The organism is Halopseudomonas sp. (genome assembly GCF_036960865.1).
Lineage (GTDB): Bacteria > Pseudomonadota > Gammaproteobacteria > Pseudomonadales > Pseudomonadaceae > Halopseudomonas.
On sequence record NZ_JBALWE010000003.1, the window covers coordinates 140,596 to 162,210 of the forward strand.

The following is a 21,615-nucleotide window of genomic DNA, read 5'->3' on the forward strand; positions in this document are numbered from 1 at the left end:
CCTGGCGTCGATTGAAAAGCCACAAAACGCTGAAGGCTGCCTGCTGGAAGGGGCGCTGGTGCAGGGATGCGCAGGCGGGGCAACAGGTCGACCATTCGACCCACCTGCGCAATACCCCGCTGACAGCGCTTGACCGTCAGCGGCGGCTATCAGTCTTCCAGCAGCTCTTCAGCTGCCAGCAGTACATTCTGCACAGTAAAGCCAAACTCCTCGAACAGGGCATTGGCCGGCGCCGACTCACCGAAGGTCTGCATGCCGATGATGCGGCCGTCGAGGCCCACGTACTTGTACCAGAAGTCGGCATGCGCCGCTTCGATGGCGATGCGGGCGCCCACTTCCAGCGGCAATACGGCCTGCTTGTACTCGGCATCCTGCTGGTCGAACACGCTGGTAGACGGCATAGACACCACGCGCACCTGCTTGCCCTGTTCGGTCAGCGCAGCCCAGGCCTCTACGGCCAGCCCCACTTCCGAACCGGTGGCAATCAGGATCAACTCTGGCTCGCCGGTGCAATCCTTGAGCACGTAGCCACCGCGCGCCACATCGGCCAGCTGCGCAGCGTCACGCTCCTGGTGCGGCAGATTCTGGCGCGAGAACACCAGCGCGCTGGGGCCGTCAGCACGCTCGAGCGCGTACTTCCAGGCAACTGCGGACTCGACCGCGTCGGCCGGACGCCAGGTATCCAGATTCGGCGTGCCGCGCAGGCTGGCCAATTGCTCAACCGGCTGGTGGGTCGGACCGTCTTCGCCCAAGCCGATAGAGTCGTGGGTATAAACGTGGATAACACGCTGGCGCATCAGTGCCGACATGCGCACCGCGTTGCGTGCGTACTCCATGAAGATCAGGAAGGTAGCGCCATAGGGCACAAAGCCACCGTGCAGCGCGATACCGTTCATGATCGCGGTCATGCCGAACTCGCGCACGCCGTAGAATAGATAGTTGCCGGAAGCGTCTTCCGCACTCACGCCCTTGCAGTCCTTCCATAGGGTCAGGTTGGAGGCCGCCAGGTCGGCAGAACCACCGAGCAGCTCGGGCAACAGCGGGCCGAAGGCATTCAGCGTGTTCTGGCTGGCCTTGCGGCTGGCGATGGTTTCGCCCTTGTTGGCGACATCCGCGATGTAGGCAGCGGCCTGCTCGCTGAAGTTGGCCGGCAGCTCACCACTCAGGCGGCGCAGCAACTCGCTGGCCAGCTCAGGGAAAGCAGCCTGATAGGCGGAAAACTTATCGTTCCAGGCTGATTCGGCGCGGGCACCAGCCTCATGGGCGTCCCACTCGGATTTAATGTCGGCGGGAATCTCGAAGGCCGCGTGCGGCCAGTTGAGGGCCTCACGGGTAGCAACGATTTCAGCCTCGCCCAGCGCGGCGCCGTGCGACTCTTCCTTGCCCTGCTTGTTCGGCGAACCGAAACCGATAATGGTCTTGCAGCAGATCAGGGTCGGCTGCTCAGTGTTCTTGCGGGCTGTCTCGATTGCGGTCTTGATCTCGTCGGCGTCGTGGCCATCGACGTTGCGGATCACCTGCCAGCCGTAGGCTTCAAAGCGCTTGGGTGTGTCGTCGCTGAACCAGCCTTCCACTTCGCCGTCGATGGAAATGCCGTTGTCATCGTAAAAGCCGATCAGCTTGCCCAGGCCCAGCGTGCCCGCCAGCGAGCACACCTCATGGGAGATACCTTCCATCAGGCAGCCATCGCCCATGAACACATAAGTGTTGTGGTCTACCACGGCGTGGCCATCGCGGTTGAACTGGGCGGCCAGCGTCTTTTCCGCGATCGCCATACCGACAGCGTTGGCGATCCCCTGGCCAAGCGGGCCGGTGGTGGTTTCGACACCGGGGGTATAACCGTACTCAGGGTGGCCCGGAGTTTTGCTGTGCAACTGACGGAAATTCTTGATGTCATCGATGCTGACGTCATAGCCAGTCAGGTGCAGCAGGGAGTAGACCAGCATGGAGCCATGCCCATTGGACATGACAAAGCGGTCACGGTCGGCAAAATTGGGGTTAGCCGGATTGTGCTTGAGGTAGTCGCGCCACAGGACTTCGGCGATATCCGCCATCCCCATGGGCGCGCCGGGGTGGCCGCTATTGGCTTTCTGCACAGCATCCATACTAAGGGCACGGATGGCATTGGCTCGGTCACGACGGCTGGGCATGGACAACTCCTGTGGCTAACAAGGCATGGGCAAGCAACCGCAGCAGGCGGCTGGCCGGAAAATAAGGCGGGCATTTTCGCGCAAACGGCGCCGACGGGCAATGAAAACCCCATGACGCCTTGCGTAAAGCCCCGACCAGCCAGACGAATGGCCACCAAAATCTATATCAAAACTTTTTGATATAGACCTTGCGAGCACTCCATATCGCCACTACACTGCCCCACATGAACCACATTGCGCGGATTGATACCGCCCTTCACAGCCCCACGGATGCCCTGGCCACCTTTTGCAAGGCGACCGGCGACAGCCTGCGGCTGGATATTTTGCGGGTGCTGCGCAACGACTCTTTTGGCGTACTGGAATTGGCGCAGATCTTCAGCATGCGCCAATCAGGCATGAGCCATCACCTCAAGGTGCTCGCCAACGCTGGCCTGGTCAGTGCGCGCCGTGAAGGCAACTCAATCTTCTATCGCCGCAGCCTGCCGACCCCGGAGGTCAGCTGGCCCCAGTTACACGCGCAGCTGCTGGCCGAGCTGGACGCGCTGCCAGCCGACCCGGCTCAGTTAGCCGCCATCAGCCAGATACACGGTCAGCGTGCCGAGTTGTCACGCCAGTTCTTCGCGCGCTTTGCCGACGGCACGCCGGCGCAGCAGGATCTGATCGCACACTTTGGCCTGTACCGTGAGCCGCTGTTGGCGCTGATCGACACGCTGCCGCTGCCTGCGCGCGAGCTGGCCATTGAAGTTGGCCCAGGTGAAGGCGGCTTTCTGCCCAGCCTGGCAGCCCAGTTTCAACAGGTAATTGCGCTGGACAATGCCGAGTCGATGCTTGATCGCGCCCGCCAGCAGTGCAGCGACGCTGGCCTGAGCAACGTGCAATGCCTGCTGGCCGATGTGCTGGCGCCGCAACAGCTGCCCCCGGCCGATTGCCTGGTATGCAACATGGTGCTGCACCATATGCCGGCACCTGCCGAGGCGCTGCGTCGCTTCGCCGACCTGCTCAAGCCCGGTGGCAGCCTGGTGCTGACCGAGCTATGCAGCCACGACCAGAGCTGGGTACGCGACAGCTGTGGCGACCTGTGGCTGGGATTTGATCAAGACGATATTGCCCGTTGGGCGACGGACGCCGGCCTCGATGTCGGTCTCAGCCAATACATTGGCCTGCGCAACGGTTTTCAACTGCAGTTGCTGCAACTGGCCAAACCCGAACCATCTTCCTCCGAGGAAAGGACAACAGCATGAGCGATTACTCGATCTTCACCTCTGAATCGGTGTCCGAAGGCCACCCCGACAAACTGGCCGACCAGATTTCCGACGCCGTACTGGACGCCATCCTCGCCGAAGACAAGTTCGCCCGCGTGGCCTGCGAAACCATGGTGAAAACCGGTGTCGCCATCGTTGGCGGCGAGATCACCACCACCGCCTGGGTTGACCTGGAAGACCTAGTGCGCAGCGTGATCAAGGACATCGGCTACACCTCGTCGGATGTGGGCTACGACGCCGACACCTGCGGCGTGATCAACATCATCGGCAAGCAGTCACCCGACATTGCCCAGGGCGTCGACCGGCAGAAGCCGGAAGACCAGGGCGCCGGCGACCAGGGCCTGATGTTCGGCTACGCCAGCAACGAGACCGACGTACTGATGCCCGCCCCCATCACCTTCGCGCACCGACTGGTCGAGCGTCAGGCCGAGGCGCGCAAGGACGGCACCCTGAACTGGTTGCGCCCGGATGCCAAGTCGCAGGTTACCTGCCGGTATGAGAACGGCATCGTCACCGGCATCGACGCCATCGTCCTCTCGACCCAGCACAATCCGGAGATCAGCCAGGCTGATCTGCGCGAAGCGGTGATGGAAGAAATCGTCAAGAAGGTGCTGCCGGCCGAGCTGCTGCATTCAGACACCCAGTACCACATCAACCCGACCGGCAAGTTCGTGATTGGCGGCCCGGTCGGCGACTGCGGTCTGACCGGCCGCAAGATCATCGTCGACACCTACGGTGGCATGGCCCGTCATGGCGGCGGCGCTTTCTCTGGCAAGGATCCGTCCAAGGTCGACCGCAGCGCCGCCTATGCCGGTCGCTACGTGGCCAAGAACATTGTGGCTGCCGGCTTGGCCGACAAGTGCGAAATCCAGGTGTCCTACGCTATCGGTGTGGCGCAACCCACCTCGGTATCGATCAATACGTTTGGCACCGGCAAGATCAGCGACGACAAGATCATCCAGTTGGTGCGCCAGCACTTCGACCTGCGCCCCTATGCCATCACGCGCATGCTCGACCTGCTGCACCCGATGTACCGCGCCACTGCAGCGTACGGCCACTTTGGCCGCACACCGGTAGAAATGACGGTCAAGGGCGATACCTTTACCGCCTTTCCGTGGGAGAAGACAGACAAAGCCGAGGCGCTGCGCGCCGAGGCCTGAAACACCGTTTGGGTCTAGCGACGGTAAGCGTCATGGCAGGCTTTACAGGCCTGCTGTACCGCGCGCAGCTGGTCGCCGACCTGACCCGGACCGCGAACGCCGCCCTCAGTGGCAGCAGTCAGGTCGGCAACCCGAGCCTTGAAGGTGTCGATAGCCAGGGCGAAGCCCTGCGGGTCGGACCAGATATCCGACTTGGCACGGTTGGGCTCAGGCTCGGCGCCGGGTTCCGGGAAGTAACCCCAGGGCTGATCGGCCAGCTCGGCCAGGCCCTGGGCATGCTCGGCAAACACGGCGCCGTCAAAGGGCAGCCGATCAGACAGCATGCCGCCCATGGGCTCGCTATGTTTGATCATCTGCTTGAACAGCGCCTGGCGCTTGCCTTCGGGCGAATTGGGGTCGGCCTCGTTGTTACAACCGACCAGTGCCAAGCCCAACAGGGCGATGGCCACGAATTTTTGGTATGAAGCAGAAAGCATGTTTCATCCAGATAGAGACAGAAGGGGGCGGCATTATCGTCGCTCAACCCATTCCGGCCAAGGCTGAGCTGCCATCAGACAGCCTGCCGGAGAGATTCGACACCCCGTGCGAGGGGCGCTGCAGCAGCCGCAGTAGCGGCTGCCAGGCTCGCAGGGGCATGTGACAATTAACCGCGCCCATTCGCATCCACGAATGGAGAAACCACATGAGTGCTGTTATGAACACTGCCGATTTTACCGACTTCAAGGTCGCCGACATTTCCCTGGCCGATTGGGGCCGCCGCGAGATCATCATTGCCGAGTCGGAAATGCCGGCACTGATGGCCATGCGTCGCAAATATGCCGGCGAGCAGCCGCTGAAAGGCGCCAAGATCCTTGGCTGCATCCACATGACCATCCAGACCGCCGTACTGATCGAAACCCTGGTGGCACTGGGCGCCGAAGTTCGCTGGTCTTCCTGCAACATTTTCTCTACCCAGGATCAGGCCGCCGCCGCCATCGCCGCTGCCGGCGTGCCGGTATTCGCCTGGAAAGGTGAAACTGAGGAAGAGTACGAATGGTGCATCGAGCAGACCATCCTCAAGGATGGCCAGCCCTGGGATGCCAACATGGTGCTGGACGACGGCGGCGATCTGACCCAGATCCTGCACGACAAATACCCCGCCATGCTCGACAAGATTCACGGCGTCACCGAAGAGACCACCACGGGTGTGCATCGCCTGCTCGACATGTTGAAGAAAGGCACCCTCAAGGTACCCGCGATCAACGTCAACGACTCGGTCACCAAGAGCAAGAACGACAACAAGTACGGCTGCCGCCACAGCCTGAACGACGCCATCAAGCGCGCTACCGACCACCTGCTGTCCGGCAAGCAGGCTCTGGTCATCGGCTATGGTGACGTGGGCAAGGGCTCGGCCCAGTCGCTGCGTCAGGAAGGCATGATCGTGAAGATCTCGGAAGTCGACCCGATCTGCGCCATGCAAGCCTGCATGGACGGCTTCGAGCTGGCCTCGCCCTATCTCAACGGCCTGAACGATGGCACTGAAGCCAGCATCGACCGTGCACTGCTGGGCAAAATCGACCTGATCGTCACCACTACCGGTAACGTTAACGTCTGCGACGCCAACATGCTCAAGGCCCTGAAGAAGCGCGCCGTAGTCTGCAACATCGGTCACTTCGACAACGAAATCGATACCGCCTACACCCGCGCCAACTGGCACTGGGAAGAGGTCAAGCCGCAGGTACACAAGCTGCATCGCACCGGCAAGGACAACTTCGACGCCGCCAACGATGACTACCTGATCCTGCTGGCCGAAGGCCGCCTGGTGAACCTGGGCAACGCCACCGGCCACCCCTCGCGCATCATGGACGGCTCTTTCGCCAACCAGGTGCTGGCCCAGATCCACCTATTCAAGCAGGGCTTTGCCAACTTTAGCGCCGCGGAAAAAACCGCACACCTGCGCGTTGAAGTGCTGCCCAAGCAGCTGGATGAAGAAGTGGCGCTGGAAATGGTCAAGGGCTTTGGTGGCGTGATCACCAAGCTGACCCAGACCCAGGCCGACTACATCGGCGTCGCGGTCGAAGGTCCGTTCAAGCCCGACAGCTATCGCTACTAACGGCCACAGGCCGCTGGACGCTGACGACTGACAGCGCGAAGGTCTCAACGGGTGCCGAACAAGGGCTGTAGCAGCCAACTCTGCCGTGCTGCTACAGCGCTTATCAGCGCACCCCGGGCCAGACCTTCCAGCCGAAGGCGTTCAGCCTTAAGCCCTTTAAAGACTATGGCAGCACCCACATGACAACGAATACCCTACCGGTCAGCTTCGAGTTCTTCCCCACCAAGACCGATGCCGGTCACGAGAAGCTGATCGCTGCCGGCCATGTACTGGCCGCTGAGAATCCCGAGTTCTTCTCGGTAACCTACGGCGCTGGCGGTTCCACCCGCGACCGTACACGCAAGACCGTGCTGCAGCTCGACAGCGAGGTGAAGGTCCCCACTGCGCCGCACCTGTCCTGCGTCGGTGACTCACTGGATGATCTGCGCAACCTACTGGGTGAATACCGTGAAGCGGGCATCAAGCGCATTGTTGCACTGCGCGGAGACTTGCCCTCCGGTATGGGACAGGCCTCCGGTGAGCTGCGATACGCCAACGAACTGGTCGAGTTCATTCGCCGCGAGACCGGCGATCACTTCACCATAGAGGTCGCCGCCTATCCCGAGGCTCATCCGCAGGCCGCGCACTTTGAGTCCGACCTGAAGAATTTCGTGCGCAAGGCCCAGGCCGGTGCCGACAGCGCCATCACCCAGTATTTCTTCAATGCCGACTGCTACTTCCACTTCGTGGACCGGGTACGCAAGGCAGGCGTCGAGATTCCCATCGTCCCGGGGATCATGCCGATCACCAATTACAGCAAGCTGGCGCGCTTCTCCGACGCCTGCGGTGCCGAAATTCCGCGCTGGATTCGCAAGCAGCTGGAGGCCTACGGCGACGATAGCGACAGCATCTGTGCCTTTGGAACCGAGGTCATCAGCCAGATGTGCGAACGGCTGGTAGAGGGCGGCGCACCAAGCCTGCACTTCTATACGCTGAACCAGGCCGAACCCAGCCTCGACATCCTGCGCAACCTGCAAGGTCGCTAGCGGACGGCTACACTGCAGCCATGCGCCTTCATCTGCTGCTGTGGCTAACACTGTGCCTACCCGGGCTTGCATGGGCGACCCCGCTCAAGGTCGTCAGCGAGCCCTGGGTGCCCTACATCTTCGAGCAGGACGGGGAGCTGCAGGGCATCGACTACGAAGTAACCCAGCAGGTACTGACGCAACTCGGCTACCAGCTGGAATGGGAACTGGTGCCCTGGAAGCGCGCGCAGCTCAGCGTTGAAAGCGGCCGCGCTGACGCCATTCTCGACATACTGGCCACGCCGGAACGACGCCAGAAGCTGATTTTCCCGAGCGAGCATCTTTCCTACAACGAGTCGGTGCTCTTCTATGCCCGCCAGCACCCTCACCCTTACGCCAACCTGCAGAGCCTGCGCGGCCTGACAGTGGGCGTGGCGCCCGGCTACAACTACGGCAACCCGGATTTCAACGCGGCCGACTACTTTACCCGTGAGCCCGCACCAACCAACGAAGCAAACCTGCTCAAGCTGCTGAACCAGCGGATCGACCTGGCGCTGATCGATCGTCGCGCCGGCCTGCATGAACGCCAACGGCTTGGCCTGCAGGAGCAGATAGGCTTTGATCCGCAGCCGCTCGCCAGCGGCAAACTCTACCTGGCCTTCCATCGAGGCGCCGGCATGCTAGAACTCAGTCACGCTTTCAATGCCGAACTCAAGCGATTCAAAGCCAGCGCCGACTATCAACAGATACTGGTACGCTATGGCCAGCAGGGGCAGCCCAACTAACCCCAATTCGCCACGGCGCAGCAGTGCCATTTCTGCAAAAAAGCGGGCTAGACTAACCCCATGAAACTCTTTGCCTGGCTGTTACTGTTACCCCTGTTAACCTGCCAAACAGCCTTGGCGGCACCTTTGCACATCGTCAGCGAGGCCTGGCCGCCCTATATCTATGAAGAGGCGGGCGTCCTGAAAGGCGTTGACTACGACGTAACGAACCGTGTGCTGAACGAGCTGGGGTATGAAGCTCAATGGCAACTGATGCCCTGGCGCCGTGCGCTGTACGACACCGCCAGTGGCAGCGCCGATGCCATCCTCGATATCACGCCCAATCCCGAGCGTGAGCCGCAGTATATTTTTCCGGCTGAGCCTCTGTCGCATAGCGAGTCCGTGCTCTTCTACCATATCGACCGCCCCCATCAGTTCACCGGCCTGCAGGACCTGCGCGGCCTGAAAATCGGCGTGTCTGCGGGGTACGTTTATGGCAACCCTGAGTTCATGCACGCAGACTACTTCAGCCGTGAACCTGCCGCCAATACCGAGGCCAGCCTGCTGATGCTGATGCGTGAACGCGTCGATATGGTGATCATGAACAAGCGCGTCGGCCAATTTACCCTACGCAAGCTGGGGCTCGATCAACAGGTTGCGTACCACCCGCTGGTGATCAGCAGCGGCGCGCTGTTCCTCGCGTTTCACCGTAGCCCTGATATGGCAGCGCTGGCCAAACGCTTCAGTAGTAACCTGAGCACCTTCAAACGTAGCGGCGAATACCTGCAGATTCTGCAACGCTACAGTGTAAGTGACCGCTAACCGGTTGAGCTGCAAGCAGGGCACAATAACCGCCGAGCGGTACGGGATGTGGCCTGACACGCTTTCTGTTATACTCGCGCCCCTTCATTCCAGGCCGCACGGACAAGCGGCAGGTATGCAACCCCTTGGCGGGCAGTGTCACCCCGACACCAGCTCGCAGGAAACCGGTTGTTACCTGCATGTTCGCAACGGCCATCACAGGGTTATCTGAATGTCCTTTGCTTCCTTGGGCCTGTCCGACGCACTCGTGCGCGCGGTTGCAGCCACCGGTTATACCAATCCCACGCCTGTTCAGGCGCAAGCTATTCCTGCCGTACTCGAAGGCCGCGACCTGATGGTTGCCGCACAGACCGGCACCGGCAAGACTGCCGGCTTTGCACTCCCCGTCATCGAGCGCCTGTTTCCCGCCGGGCAAGCTGACGCCAATCACCGTCGTGCGCCCAAGCAGGTGCGCGTACTGGTGTTGACGCCTACCCGCGAGCTGGCTGCCCAGGTGCACGACAGCATCCGCGCCTATGCCGCAGAGCTGCCGCTGAAATCCGCCTGCGTGTTCGGTGGCGTGGGCGCCAACCCGCAGATGAAAGCCATCGCGCCGGGCCTCGACGTCCTGGTGGCCTGCCCTGGCCGTCTGCTGGACCTGGTTGGCCAACGCGCTGTGGACCTGTCCAAGGTCGAAGTACTGATTCTCGACGAAGCCGACCGCATGCTCGACATGGGCTTTGTACATGACGTGAAAAAGGTCATTGCCAAGCTGCCGAGCAAGCGCCAGACGCTGCTGTTCTCGGCGACCTTTTCCAAGGACATCACCGACCTGGCCAACAAGTTGCTCGACAACCCGGCCCGCATCGAGGTAACCCCGCCCAACTCCACCGTTGAGCGCATCAACCAGAAGGTGTATCGCGTAGCCGCCGGCCATAAGCGTGCACTGGCTGCGCACCTGATCACCCAGGGAGCGTGGGAGCAGGTGCTGATCTTCACCCGCACCAAACACGGCGCCAACCGTCTGGCCGAGTACCTCGACAAGAATGGCCTGCCCGCGGCTGCCATTCATGGCAACAAGAGCCAGAGCGCCCGTACCAAAGCCCTGGCCGACTTCAAGGCCAACAAGCTGCGCATTCTGGTCGCCACCGATATCGCCGCACGCGGTCTGGATATCGATCAGCTGCCCCACGTAATCAACTTTGAGCTGCCCAACGTCTCGGAAGATTACGTACACCGTATCGGCCGTACCGGCCGGGCCGGTCGCAGTGGTGAAGCCGTCTCCCTGGTCAGCCCGGACGAAGACAAGCTGCTGCGCGCCATCGAGCGCATGACCAAGCAGCGGATCGACGAGGGTACGCTCGAAGGTTTTGAGCCACCGGCCCAGGCCGAGCTCAACAGCGACCGTCCGGAACGCCCCCGCGGTGGCGCCGGCAATGGCCGCAACCAGAATCAGCCGCGCAGCAGCAACGGCCGCGGCCAAGGCCAGGGGGCAGGTAAGCCTGCCGGCCAGGGCGCTGGCCCGGCTCGCGGCCGTGGTCGTCCGGACAAGCCAAGCACGGATCGTCCCCGTGGTCCCAAGCGCGCCGCCCATGTGATCAGCGAACCGGAAGATGCCGTCACCCTGGAGCGCCGTCGTCAGGCCAACGGCAACCGCGCCGATCCTATCCCGCAGGACAAGCCACAGCGCAAACCGAACAACCGTCGGCCGAACAACCGTGGCCCACAACGCGAAAAGCCAGCCTTGCTCGGCCCGCGTTAAGTACCGGTAGCACGCAGAAAAGGGGCCTCGGCCCCTTTTTTTCGCCTGCAATTTGGCCCCGCGCAGTGACCCCGACATCATCAGCTTCTATAGTGCCAGAGCACATTCATCACTTCTGCCCAAGCAAGGACCGCACGATGAGAACTCGCCTCCCCTTACTGATCCCTTGTCTGCTGCTGGCCGGCAGCGCCAGCGCCCTGGCCGCCAGCATCCAACCCACGCCCGAACCCGGCCTCTGGCTCAGCGACAGTACCACCCTGATCAACGGCGTAGACCTGCATGCAAAACTGCGCGAAGCCCGCGATGCGATGCTGGAGAGCATCCCGCAAGAGCAGCGCAGCATGGTTGCGCAGATGCTGGACAACGCCGCGGACGCCAACCAAAAACGCTGCATTACGCAGGAGCTGGCGCAACAACTGACCGATCCTGACGCCCTGCTGGCCGACGCCCACAAACAGATGCCCGGTTGCGAGTTCAGCATTGAACAGCACGGCGATGACCGTCTTGCGTTCAACGGCACCTGCAACAACAAGGACGGCTTTACCGGCACGATGCAAGGCGAAACACAGATGATCAGCAGCCGCGAGATGCGTTCCAGTTTTACCGGTGAAGGCACTTACCAAATACCCGAGCAGACAGCACCGGGCTTGGCCGAGCAACTCAACGGCCCGGTTAAGGTGACTCACCAGGAAACCAGCACCTGGTCCGCCAGCGCGTGTGGTGACGTCCCCGTCGAGATGGCGCACTGAGCGGTCCGGCGCAGCGCAAGTCTTGAAGGCGATCACATCCCCAGCCGGGCAGGCTCGCCCGACGCCCGGCTGGTACGCTAAGCTGACGGGTCTTTATGCGCCAACCAGACAGGATGTTAAGGCATGCGCCCGTCACGCCATCGCAGTACCCGGCCCACTCTCTTCAACCCACGCCAGCACAATGCCCCTGCCTTGGCCGGCAGCGGCACGCACAACCTGATGGTAATGCGCTGATGACCGCACTCGCCCCCGGCCGACTGCTCGCCGCGGCCTTGGCCTTTGCGCTCTGGGGTGGCTGGGCGCTGCTTGCCAATGGCGGCCCCGAACACCCCGAGGCACTGACCGCCGGCCTGCTGCAAGGTAGCGCCAGCGCTCTGATTACCCTGCTGATGGCCGTCTGCGCCACCGCGCTGTTTCATCGCCTGCCCGGACCCATTCTGCGCGTAGCGCTGCCTCCGCTGCTGATCGTTTCGGTCAGTTTCAGCGCGCTCTGGGTAGCGCACAGCCTACACGCCACACCGGCACTGTGGGCGACCATTGTGCCGCCCAGCAGCCTGGCCTTCGTCTACTGCCTGTACCTCACCCTTTCGCTAGCGCGTGAAACACGCCAGCTGCCTCCGGAGCTACCGCCCCATGACTGACCTCAGCAACCGTCGTCCATTGAAAATTCGCGATCAGCAACTGATGCGCCGCTTCGCCGCCTGGCTCAGCCGGCGCAGTGTCACGCCTAACCAGATCTCGATGCTAAGCGTGATCTTTGCCTTGGGTGGCGGCGCGGCACTGGTGATGGCCGGGCAGACGCTGGCCGCTGAGCGCTCACTGTGGTTTCTGGCCGCCGCGCTGCTGATTCAGCTACGCCTGCTGTGTAACCTGTTCGATGGCATGGTGGCGATGGAAGGCGGCAAGCAGACACTGGCAGGCGAGCTGTTCAACGACGTACCGGACCGCATCGCCGACCCGCTGCTGATCATTGCTTGCGGCTTTGCACTGCCAGATTACCCCAGCGCCATGTGGCTTGCCTGGCTCGGTGCCCTGTTGGCGGTCATGACCGCCTACATTCGCGTGCTGGGCGTCTCGCTTGGGCTGCCCGCTGACTTTCGCGGTCCGATGGCCAAGCAGCAGCGTATGGCGCTGATCACCGGGGCGGCGGTGATCAGCGCGTTGGAAATCTTCTGGGGGCACTACGGCATGGTGCTCTGGATCAGTCTGATCGTACTGGTGGTAGGCAGCGCAATGACCGCGCTGCGTCGCCTGATTGGCGCCTACCTGCGCCTGCAACAACGTGGAGCCAACTGATATGGATCTCGGCCTGCCCTTTATGCTCGACCTAACCCCCAACGCGCTGGGGGCCATGTTGGTGGTACTGGTCATGCTGGTGGTGGCCTCCATCACCCAGTGGCGCCTGCGCGCACGCCTGAGCCCCGAAGCACACCTGGAACTCAAACAGCGCATCAACTCCTGGTGGGTGATGGTCGCGGTGGTGTTTACCGCCCTGATGATTGGCCAGGTCGCCTCGCTGATCTTCTTCGCGATATTGAGCTTCATCGCCCTGCGCGAAATCTTCTCGATCCTGCCGGTGCGTATCAGTGACCGACGCCTGATCCTCGCGCTCTACCTGATGGTGCCGCTGCAGTACTACTGGATCGCCACCGACTGGTACGGCATGTTCATCGTATTCATTCCGGTCTACCTGTTTTTGCTGATCCCCTTCGGCCTGTTGATGCTGGGTGAAACCAAGGGCTTTATCCGTGCAGTGGGCTCCTACCAGTGGGCCATCATGACCACGGTATTCGCCATTAGCCACGTGGCCTACCTGCTGATGCTACCGGCGGACCAGAACGCCTCCGGTGGCGGCGTCGGCCTGGTGCTCTATCTGGTTTTCCTGACCCAGTTCAACGATGTGGCGCAGTACATCTGGGGCAAGAAGTTTGGCGAACGCAAGATTGTGCCCACTATCAGCCCCAACAAAACCTGGGCCGGCTTTCTCGGCGGCGTTGCGACCACCACGCTGCTAGGCGGCCTGCTCGCGCTCTGGTTGACACCGCTGAGCTTCTGGCAGGGTCTGGCGGCCGGCCTGCTGATCGGTATTGCCGGCTTCATCGGCGATCTGACCATCTCGGCGGTCAAACGCGACCTGCGCATCAAGGACACCAGCCAGCTGATTCCCGGCCACGGCGGCATTCTCGACCGCATCGACAGCCTGATGTACACCGCGCCGCTGTTCTTCCACTTCCTTGTTTACACCAGCTACTGAGGCCGCCATGCCGTTCTTTCAACGCCTGCCCAAGCGGCTGTTCTTTCTGCTGATCGTCAAACCCGTGGTCTACCTGCTGCTGGGGCTGAACATCTACTCGCCGCAGCGCCTGCCGGCGCGCGGTCCAGCTATTCTGGCCGCCAACCACAATAGCCATTTGGACACCCTGGTGCTGATGGCGCTTTACCCGCTCAGCCAATTGCACCGCGTGCGCCCCGTTGCCGCCGCCGATTACTTTCTGCGCAACCGCTTTACCAGTTGGTTGTCACTTAACGTGATTGGCATCATCCCGCTGGATCGCCAGGGCCAGGTCGACAAGGAAAAGGTGTTTGACCTCTGCCAACAGGCACTGGCCAACGACGAGATTCTGCTGCTCTTCCCCGAGGGCAGCCGCGGCGAAGCCGAGCAGCTGCAACCGCTACGCAAGGGCATCTATCACCTGGCTCGCAGCCACCCTGGCACCACAGTCACCCCCATCGCCATGCACGGCCTGGGCCGCGCCCTGCCCAAGGGCGAATCCATGCTGGTACCGTTCAATTGTGATGTGGTAATTGGTGAGGCGCTGACACCGGGTGACGACAGCAACGCCTTCATGCAGGAGCTGCAGCTTTCGCTGGAGGAATTGCTGGCTGCCTGTATTACCCGGCGGGATGCGCAGTGGGAGGATTGAAGCAGACCACCCTCAACCGGCTTCACCCTCACAGCCAGCACAACACTCACCCCAACCGCGCTGCCGTGAGGTATGGCCAATACCCGGATTGAAACTGTTGGTCGGGTCGAGTTCGCGGTAAAAGCCCGCCAGGGCGGGTTTGGCCACGTAAAGATGGCCGACGTTGTGCTCGGCCGGATATTCAGCGCGGCGCTCGTCCAGTAGCGCCCACATGCGGTGCTCCATGGCCAGCGGGTCGACGCCCTTGCGCACGATGTAATCCTGATGAAAGACGTGGCAGAAAAAGTGCCCGTAATACAGCTTATGCACCATGTCCTGTTCCAGCTCGGGCGGCAAAGTCTCTACCCATTCTCGGTCGTTGCGGCGTAGTGCGATGTCGAGGGCGACTATGTCCTCCACGTCTTTTCGGTGTACTTCGCGGTAACGGATAGCGGCCCCAGCAATGGCAAAACGGTGCAGAAAAGCACGGCGGCCTTCGTCCGCATCGCACTCAAAGTAATCGCCACTGTCACGTGAGACAAAAAAGCCACGGAGATGCTCGCGGGTCTGCTCGGCGGTGTCGTTGGCGACGCGCAGCAGCAGGTGATGCTCGTAGCGGTCACGATAATCACGCATGCGGTCAGGCAAGTGGCTGGGTAGCAAGTCCATGACCTTCTGGATAATGCGATCGCTGACGCCGCGCAGGCCAAAACGCTCAAACAGCCCATCCACGCGGCTCTTGAGTGCAAAGGCGGCCGGCACTCTGGCGGTGCCAAAGCGGTCGATGATCAGGTAGGTATCCTTACCATAACGCTCGCCAATATCGAAGGCGGTGCGGTGGATGTACTCACCGGCAATCGGCAGGCTCGGTAGACTGGTCAGCAGGTAGCGGCGCAGATCGGTCAGATCCTGCGGATCGTTACTGCCGATGTAGAAGACGGTGCTGTCTTCCTTGATGAAGGTATCCAGCCGCACAGCAAACAGGCACAGCTTGCCCGCTGAGCCCGAGGCCTCAAACAGCCGCGATGGGTCGGCATTGAAACGCGCCGGGGTATCGGCATCCACGTCACGCACATGCTCGGCGTAACCCGCATCCGAGGCTCTGGCAGTGTCTTTGCGCACATCCGCCGCGCTGTAATCGCCGCGCTGCAGTCGGGTGAGTATCTCTTCCGGGCTGTCGCCCAGCTCGATACCCAGGTGGTTGACCAGATTCAGACTGCCGTCGGCCTGCACCTGGGCGTAGAGTGCCAGCTCGGTATAGGCCGGACCACGGCGCACCAGGGCGCCGCCGGAGTTGTTACAGACGCCGCCGAGTACCGAGGCACCTATACAGGAGGAGCCAATGACCGAGTGCGGCTCGCGGCCCAACGGGGCCAACTCACGCTCCAACCGGTCCAGCGTTGCGCCCGGCAAACACACCACCTGCTCGCCCTGGTTGAGCAACTGCACACCATCCAGCCGCCGGGTACTGATCAGCACTATGTCGCGGTCATAATTATCGCCATCCGGTGTAGAACCACCGGTCAATCCGGTATTGGCAGCCTGCATGATAACGATGCAATCGGCGGCCACAGATGCCTGCAACACCTGCCATTGCTCCACTAGCGTACCCGGCTGCACCACCGCCAGGACCTGCCCTTCACCGGTACGATGGCCCTTGCGAAAACGTCGCGTTTGTTGCTCGTCAGTCAGCACGTGGCGCCGCCCTACTAGCGCTTGGAGGCGTTCGAGCAGTTCGCTGCGTTTGCAGCTATCGGCAATAGTCATAGTTCACGCACCAGCATTTCGGGGGTGATATCGGCGATGGATTTGGCGCCGGTCAGCACCATGGCTACGCGCATTTCCCTCTCAATCAGCTCCAGCAGGTTGCTCACGCCCGCTTCGCCGTCTGCTGCCAGTGCGTAGATAAAGGCACGGCCGAGCATCGCACAGTCGGCGCCCAGTGCCAGCATGCGCACGACGTCCAAACCAGTACGCACACCGGAGTCGGCGAAGATCTTGATCTGCCCTTTCACCGCGTCGGCAATCGCCGGCAGTGCGCGGGCGGTAGAAAGCACACCGTCGAGCTGACGACCGCCGTGGTTGGAAACCACTATGCCGTCGGCGCCAAAACTCACAGCGTCGCGCGCGTCATCGGCATCGAGGATACCCTTGATCACCATAGGGCCATCCCAGAACTCGCGGATCCATTCCAGATCCTGCCAACAGATGGAGGGATCAAAGTTGGCGCCCAGCCAGCCGATGTAGTCGGCCAATCCGGTCGGGTTGCCGCGGTAGGTCGAGATGTTGCCCAAGTCGTGCGGCTTGCCGAGCAGGCCCACGTCCAGCGCCCAGCGTGGATGCGTCACCGCTTGCAGCATGCGCCGCAAGGGTGCGTTGGGGCCGCTCATGCCCGAATGTGCGTCGCGGTAACGCGCGCCGGGCACCGGCATATCGACGGTGAACACCAGAGTAGTCACACCAGCCGCCTTGGCGCGTTCCAGCGCGTTTTTCATGAAGCCACGGTCCTTCAGCACATAGAGCTGAAACCACATGGGCCGGTCGATCGCCGGCGCCACTTCTTCAATCGGGCAGACCGAGACGGTCGACAAGGTGAAGGGAATGCCCCGCGCTGCGGCAGCGCGCGCCGCCTGCACCTCGCCACGGCGAGCGTACATCCCGGTCAGACCGACCGGCGCCAGTGCGACCGGCATGGCCAGGGTCTCATCGAACAGCTGCGTCTGCAGACTCAGCTCGGACATATTGTTAAGCACCCGCTGCCGTAGGGCGATGTCGGCCAGGTCCTCGACGTTGCGCTTGAGCGTGTGCTCGGCATAGGCACCACCGTCGATGTAATGGAACAGGAACGGCGGCAGCCGACGCTTGGCAGCGGCGCGGTAGTCAGTCGAGGCAGAAATGATCATCAGATGTATCCCGTAAAGTCGATTAATGTCGGGCCTGTGCAATGCAGGAGCCGATCAGTGGCGCGTTCAGCTGGCCAGCAGTGGATCGCTGACACCCAGCCAATAAACCGCGATCAACGCGATGATGCCGGTCATCAGCACATAGTAGAGCGTTGGCCATACGGTGCGGCGCAGCGTGGTGCCCTCACGACCAAGCAGACCGACGGTCGCCGAGGCTGCCACCACGTTATGAATCGCCACCATGTTACCCGCGGCGGCGCCAATCGCCTGCGCTGAAACAATCAACGCCGTCGACAGGCCCAAATTAGTCGCTACGCCAAACTGGAACTGACTGAACATCATGTTGGAGACGGTGTTGGAGCCGGCCAGAAAGGCGCCCAGCGCACCGATGGCAGGAGCAAACAGCGGGTAAATGCTGCCGACACTATCGGCCACGTAACGCGCCATCACAATCGGCATGCTGGGCAGGTCCGCGGCGTTAACGCCAGAGTTGATCAAGATGCGCACCATGGGCACGGTGAACAGCAACACGAAACCGGCGCTCAACAGCACCCCACCCGACTCTTGCACCGCTTTGCCCAGGTCGCGCAGTTGCATGCGATGCAGGAAGACCGTCGCCAGCACCACCATCACCAGAATGCCGCCGGGTAGATAGAGCGGCTGCACGCCAGCGCTGATGCCCGCTTCGCCCAACAGGTCAGAGAAGTTCAGCGCGACCGATTTGAACGCGGCAGTGACCGACGGGAAGACGCGGCTGATGACCAGCAACACACCTACCAGAAGGTATGGCAGCCAGGCGCGTAGGCTGCTCATGGGCCGTGCGGTGAGGTCTTCGAGTTTCATCTCGATGCTGCCCATCCACTGGGCCGGCCAGTCTGCGCGCGGGGCAAAATCCCATGTGGTTTTAGGCACCAGGAAGCCGTAACGCGCGGCGGTGGTGACCACCGCCAACCCCACCAGACCGCCCATCAGCGAGGGAAACTCCGGCCCGAGCAGAATGCCGGTAAGCATGTAGGGAATGGTGACCGAGACGCCAGCAAAAAGAGCAAAAGGCAGCACCTCGAACACCGCGCGCCAGCTCTTGTCCTTGCCGAAGAAGCGCACCAGCATGATCACCATCACCAGCGGCATCACACTGCCAACCAGCGCGTGGATGATCGCCACCTGACTGGTGATCAGTTGCAGGTAAGCTTCCCAACTGGAACCGCTCGCCGCCAGCTGCTCGCCAATCGCAGCGTGATCCAGCCCGGTGCTGACGCCGACGATGATCGGTGTACCCACGGCGCCAAAGGATACCGGCGTGCTCTGCACCAGCATGCCCATAAGCACTGCTGCCATTGCCGGGAAGCCAATGGCCACCAGCAGCGGCGCGGCAATCGCGGCGGGCGTGCCAAAACCGGAGGCGCCCTCAATGAAGCAGCCGAACAGCCAGGCAATGATGATCGCCTGGATGCGCCGGTCGGGGCTGATGGTAGTGAAGCCGGCGCGGATGGCGGTGATGCCACCGGAGTGCTTCAGCGTATTCAGTAGCAAGATGGCGCCAAAGATAATCCACAGCAGCCCCAAGGTGACCACCAGACCTTGCAGGGTAGAGGCCAAGACCCGGTTGAAGCTCATATCCCAGCCGAACAACGCGATGGCCGCGCTAACCAGGTAGACCAGCGGCATGGCACGGCGTGCGGGCCAGCGCAGGCCGATCAGCAATATGCCGGCCAGCAGTATGGGGGTGAAGGCCAGCAAGGCCAGAAATCCGGATGACATGGAGCGCTCCTGTGAGGGTTCTAGTTGTTGTGTTGAGACTGCTTCGCGCTTATTGGTAATACCAATTTACAATTCAGGTTGATCAGATTAAGAAAGCATCTGCTTGCTGTCAAACCTCTCGAGGTAGACTTTGGTATACGTGGGTAATAGAGCGACTTGCAGAAAAGGCTGCGGATGGACACAATTCAGCAATTGGTAAGACCAAAAGGAAGTCAAATGGAAGTGGGCCCCATTCGCCAGCGCAGACTGGCAGATAACATCGTTGAACAGCTGGAAACCATGATTCTTGAGGGCACGCTGCAGCCCGGTGAGCGACTGCCCGCCGAGCGCGCACTGGCCGAGCAGTTTGGCGTTTCGCGGCCGTCGTTACGGGAGGCCGTGCAGAAACTGGCGGCGCGTGGGTTGCTGGTAAGCCGTCAGGGTGGCGGTAATTATGTCAGTGACAACCTTGGCTCCAGTTTCAGTGATCCACTGCTGGGGCTGCTGGAAGGTCGTCCGGAAGCACAGCGCGATCTGCTGGAATTTCGCCATACGCTGGAGGCCGATTGCGCCTACTACGCGGCGCTGCGCGCCACCGACCTGGATCGCCAGCACCTGCAGAGCGCCTATGAGTCGTTGCAGGCCTGCTATGCGCCTGAGAGCAACGCCAGCCGCGCCGATGAAGGTGCCGCGGACGCGCGCTTTCACCTGGCCATTGCCGAGGCGAGCCACAACATGGTGCTGTTACACACTATTCGCGGCCTGTTCGACCTGCTCAAACGTAACGTGGTAACCAATATTGGTGGCATGTATGCGCTGCGCGGCGAAACCCGGCTGATGCTGGTGGAGCAGCATCAGCAGCTGTTCGACGCCATCATGCAGGGGCGTGCGGATGACGCCAAGCGCATTGCCAGCGAGCACATCACCTACGTGCAGGATGTGCTGGCGCAGAGCCAGGAAGAAAGCCGGCGCATGGCGCGAGCGCAGCGCCGCGACAAGCCGTCGAGCCGCTAGCCAGCGGCCTGTGTGCCCAGCCAGTCAGCAATTACCTCGGCATTGTGTTGGCCGAGTAACGGCGGCGCGCTGCGGTATTCAACCGGCGTACGCGACAGCCGAATCGGATTGGCGACCAGCTTCACCCCTCCCGACAGGGCGTGCGGCAGGCTGATCTGCACGCCACGCGCTTTGATTTGGGCGTCATCAAACACCTGACTCAGATCGTTGATCGGCCCGCAGGGCACGCCGGCCTGCTCCAACTCGGCAATCCATTGTGCGGTGGTGCGAAACACCGTCGCCTGACGAATCAGCGGAATCAACTGCTCGCGATGTGCCACGCGCTGCGCGTTGCTGGCGAAGCGCGCATCGCTGGCCCATTCCGAGTGGCCGGCTACCTCGCAGAAGCGCCGGAACTGGCCGTCGTTGCCCACAGTGAGAATGAAGTCGCCGTCGGCCGTCGGGAAGTCCTGGTAAGGCACGATATTAGGATGCGCATTGCCCAGGCGCCGCGGCGGCTTGCCAGTGGTCAGGTAATTGAGCGCCTGATTGCCCAGGCAGGCTACCTGCACGTCCAGCAGGGCCAGATCGATATGCTGGCCCTGCCCGCTACGCGCGCGCTCGGCCAACGCCGCCAGAATGGCATTGCTGGCGTACAAGCCGGTAAGGATGTCGGTGAGGGCGACGCCCACCTTGACCGGACCAGCACCTTCTTCGTTGTCAGCCCGGCCAGTGATGCTCATCAGGCCGCCCATGGCCTGAATCATGAAATCGTAGCCGGCCCGCTTGGCGTAAGGGCCGTCCTGCCCGAAGCCGGTGACCGAACAATAGATCAGCCTCGGGTTGAGCTGCTGCAGGCTGGCATAATCCAGCCCGTAAGCGGCCAGGCCGCCGACCTTGAAGTTCTCTATCAGCACATCAGCCTTGGCGACCAGTTCACGCACGCGCCGCTGACCTTCGGGCTGGGTAAAGTCGATGGTAATGGAGCGTTTGTTGCGGTTGGCAGAGAGAAAGTACGCCGCCTCCGAGGTATCACGGCCGTCGGCGTCCTGCAGGTAGGGCGGCCCCCAGGCTCGGGTGTCATCTCCCACCTCCGGTCGCTCGACTTTAACCACATCGGCCCCCAAATCAGCCAGCATTTGCCCCGCCCAAGGACCGGCCAATACACGGGAAAGGTCGAGCACCTTGAGGTCGGCAAGCGCACCTGACATATCCAACTCCTGTTGAACAAAGAAGACATCGGAAAACCGTTACGAAAAGGGGTCGCAGGCATATGCCAACGACCCCTGATCAGATAACCGCCACCCACCCTGCATAAACGCTCGCAATGGT

General features: G+C 61.8%; 19 protein-coding genes and 1 riboswitch. Of the genes, 13 read left to right on the forward strand and 6 right to left on the reverse strand.

All coding sequences use genetic code 11. The features are described 5' to 3' along the window. Positions 1–149 precede the first annotated feature (149 nt). Entirely contained in the window at positions 150–2,150 is a 2,001-nt protein-coding gene (gene tkt / locus V7747_RS05260; RefSeq protein WP_335615010.1) for a transketolase, read from the reverse strand. Between the two features lie 224 nt (positions 2,151–2,374). On the opposite strand from tkt, the gene V7747_RS05265 reads away from it, so the two are divergent. Both V7747_RS05265 and metK read left to right on the forward strand, forming a co-directional pair. Then, a complete protein-coding gene (locus V7747_RS05265; protein WP_335615011.1) occupies positions 2,375–3,391 on the forward strand; it encodes an ArsR/SmtB family transcription factor in 1,017 nt (338 codons plus the stop codon). Continuing rightward, complete coding sequence (metK, locus tag V7747_RS05270) at positions 3,388–4,572, forward strand: methionine adenosyltransferase (RefSeq protein ID WP_335615012.1); 1,185 nt, start codon at positions 3,388–3,390, stop codon at positions 4,570–4,572. The genes V7747_RS05265 and metK overlap by 4 nt, the downstream gene beginning before the upstream one ends. A gap of 14 nt (positions 4,573–4,586) precedes the next feature. Here the strand turns inward: metK and V7747_RS05275 are convergent, their stop codons facing one another. Further along, positions 4,587–5,048, reverse strand: a complete 462-nt coding sequence (locus V7747_RS05275; RefSeq protein WP_335615013.1) for a c-type cytochrome — start codon at positions 5,046–5,048, stop codon at positions 4,587–4,589. A 104-nt stretch (positions 5,049–5,152) separates the two neighbouring features. Then, positions 5,153–5,234, forward strand: a riboswitch (S-adenosyl-L-homocysteine riboswitch). 20 nt (positions 5,235–5,254) lie between these two features. Between V7747_RS05275 and ahcY the strand changes: the two genes are divergently transcribed. The 10 genes from ahcY to V7747_RS05325 all read left to right on the forward strand — a co-directional run bounded on the left by ahcY (position 5,255) and on the right by V7747_RS05325 (position 14,668). After that, complete coding sequence (ahcY, locus tag V7747_RS05280) at positions 5,255–6,664, forward strand: adenosylhomocysteinase (protein ID WP_335615014.1); 1,410 nt, start codon at positions 5,255–5,257, stop codon at positions 6,662–6,664. Between the two features lie 179 nt (positions 6,665–6,843). Next, positions 6,844–7,689 carry a methylenetetrahydrofolate reductase [NAD(P)H] gene (gene metF, locus V7747_RS05285; RefSeq protein WP_335615015.1) on the forward strand — a complete coding sequence of 282 codons (846 nt, stop codon included), beginning with the start codon at positions 6,844–6,846 and terminating at the stop codon, positions 7,687–7,689. 20 nt (positions 7,690–7,709) lie between these two features. Next, the gene (locus V7747_RS05290) at positions 7,710–8,453 is read left to right on the forward strand and encodes a substrate-binding periplasmic protein (RefSeq protein ID WP_335615016.1); all 744 of its coding nucleotides are present in this window, start codon (positions 7,710–7,712) and stop codon (positions 8,451–8,453) included. A gap of 60 nt (positions 8,454–8,513) precedes the next feature. Then, on the forward strand, positions 8,514–9,254 hold the full coding sequence (locus tag V7747_RS05295) for a substrate-binding periplasmic protein (protein WP_335615017.1): 741 nt from the start codon (positions 8,514–8,516) through the stop codon (positions 9,252–9,254). Positions 9,255–9,465: 211 nt separating this feature from the next. Further along, complete coding sequence (locus V7747_RS05300) at positions 9,466–10,995, forward strand: DEAD/DEAH box helicase (protein ID WP_442909183.1); 1,530 nt, start codon at positions 9,466–9,468, stop codon at positions 10,993–10,995. Between the two features lie 137 nt (positions 10,996–11,132). Beyond that, complete coding sequence (locus tag V7747_RS05305; RefSeq protein WP_335615018.1) at positions 11,133–11,744, forward strand: DUF3617 domain-containing protein; 612 nt, start codon at positions 11,133–11,135, stop codon at positions 11,742–11,744. Between the two features lie 233 nt (positions 11,745–11,977). Further along, positions 11,978–12,385, forward strand: coding sequence for a hypothetical protein (locus V7747_RS05310; RefSeq protein ID WP_335615019.1), 408 nt, complete (start codon positions 11,978–11,980; stop codon positions 12,383–12,385). After that, a complete protein-coding gene (locus V7747_RS05315; protein WP_335615020.1) occupies positions 12,378–13,040 on the forward strand; it encodes a CDP-alcohol phosphatidyltransferase family protein in 663 nt (220 codons plus the stop codon). The genes V7747_RS05310 and V7747_RS05315 overlap by 8 nt, the downstream gene beginning before the upstream one ends. Before the next feature lies 1 nt (position 13,041). Beyond that, positions 13,042–13,998: a phosphatidate cytidylyltransferase gene (locus tag V7747_RS05320; protein WP_335615021.1), complete on the forward strand. Its 957-nt coding sequence runs from the start codon at positions 13,042–13,044 to the stop codon at positions 13,996–13,998. A 7-nt stretch (positions 13,999–14,005) separates the two neighbouring features. Then, on the forward strand, positions 14,006–14,668 hold the full coding sequence (locus V7747_RS05325) for a lysophospholipid acyltransferase family protein (protein WP_335615022.1): 663 nt from the start codon (positions 14,006–14,008) through the stop codon (positions 14,666–14,668). Between the two features lie 12 nt (positions 14,669–14,680). On the opposite strand, the gene dld is transcribed toward V7747_RS05325, so the two are convergent. From dld to V7747_RS05340, 3 genes are all read right to left on the reverse strand, one after another. Next, the gene (gene dld, locus V7747_RS05330; protein WP_335615023.1) at positions 14,681–16,414 is read right to left on the reverse strand and encodes a D-lactate dehydrogenase; all 1,734 of its coding nucleotides are present in this window, start codon (positions 16,412–16,414) and stop codon (positions 14,681–14,683) included. Next, positions 16,411–17,550: an FMN-dependent L-lactate dehydrogenase LldD gene (lldD, locus tag V7747_RS05335; protein ID WP_335615024.1), complete on the reverse strand. Its 1,140-nt coding sequence runs from the start codon at positions 17,548–17,550 to the stop codon at positions 16,411–16,413. Before lldD ends, dld begins: the two co-directional genes overlap by 4 nt. Positions 17,551–17,616: 66 nt before the next feature. Further along, positions 17,617–19,311 carry an L-lactate permease gene (locus tag V7747_RS05340; RefSeq protein ID WP_335615025.1) on the reverse strand — a complete coding sequence of 565 codons (1,695 nt, stop codon included), beginning with the start codon at positions 19,309–19,311 and terminating at the stop codon, positions 17,617–17,619. Positions 19,312–19,527: 216 nt separating this feature from the next. Between V7747_RS05340 and V7747_RS05345 the strand changes: the two genes are divergently transcribed. Continuing rightward, positions 19,528–20,304, forward strand: a complete 777-nt coding sequence (locus V7747_RS05345; RefSeq protein WP_335615026.1) for a GntR family transcriptional regulator — start codon at positions 19,528–19,530, stop codon at positions 20,302–20,304. On the opposite strand, the gene V7747_RS05350 is transcribed toward V7747_RS05345, so the two are convergent. Then, positions 20,301–21,494 (reverse strand): CaiB/BaiF CoA transferase family protein, encoded by a 1,194-nt coding sequence (locus V7747_RS05350; protein ID WP_335615027.1) that lies wholly within the window; start codon positions 21,492–21,494, stop codon positions 20,301–20,303. The genes V7747_RS05345 and V7747_RS05350 overlap by 4 nt on opposite strands. Between the last annotated feature and the right edge of the window lie 121 nt (positions 21,495–21,615).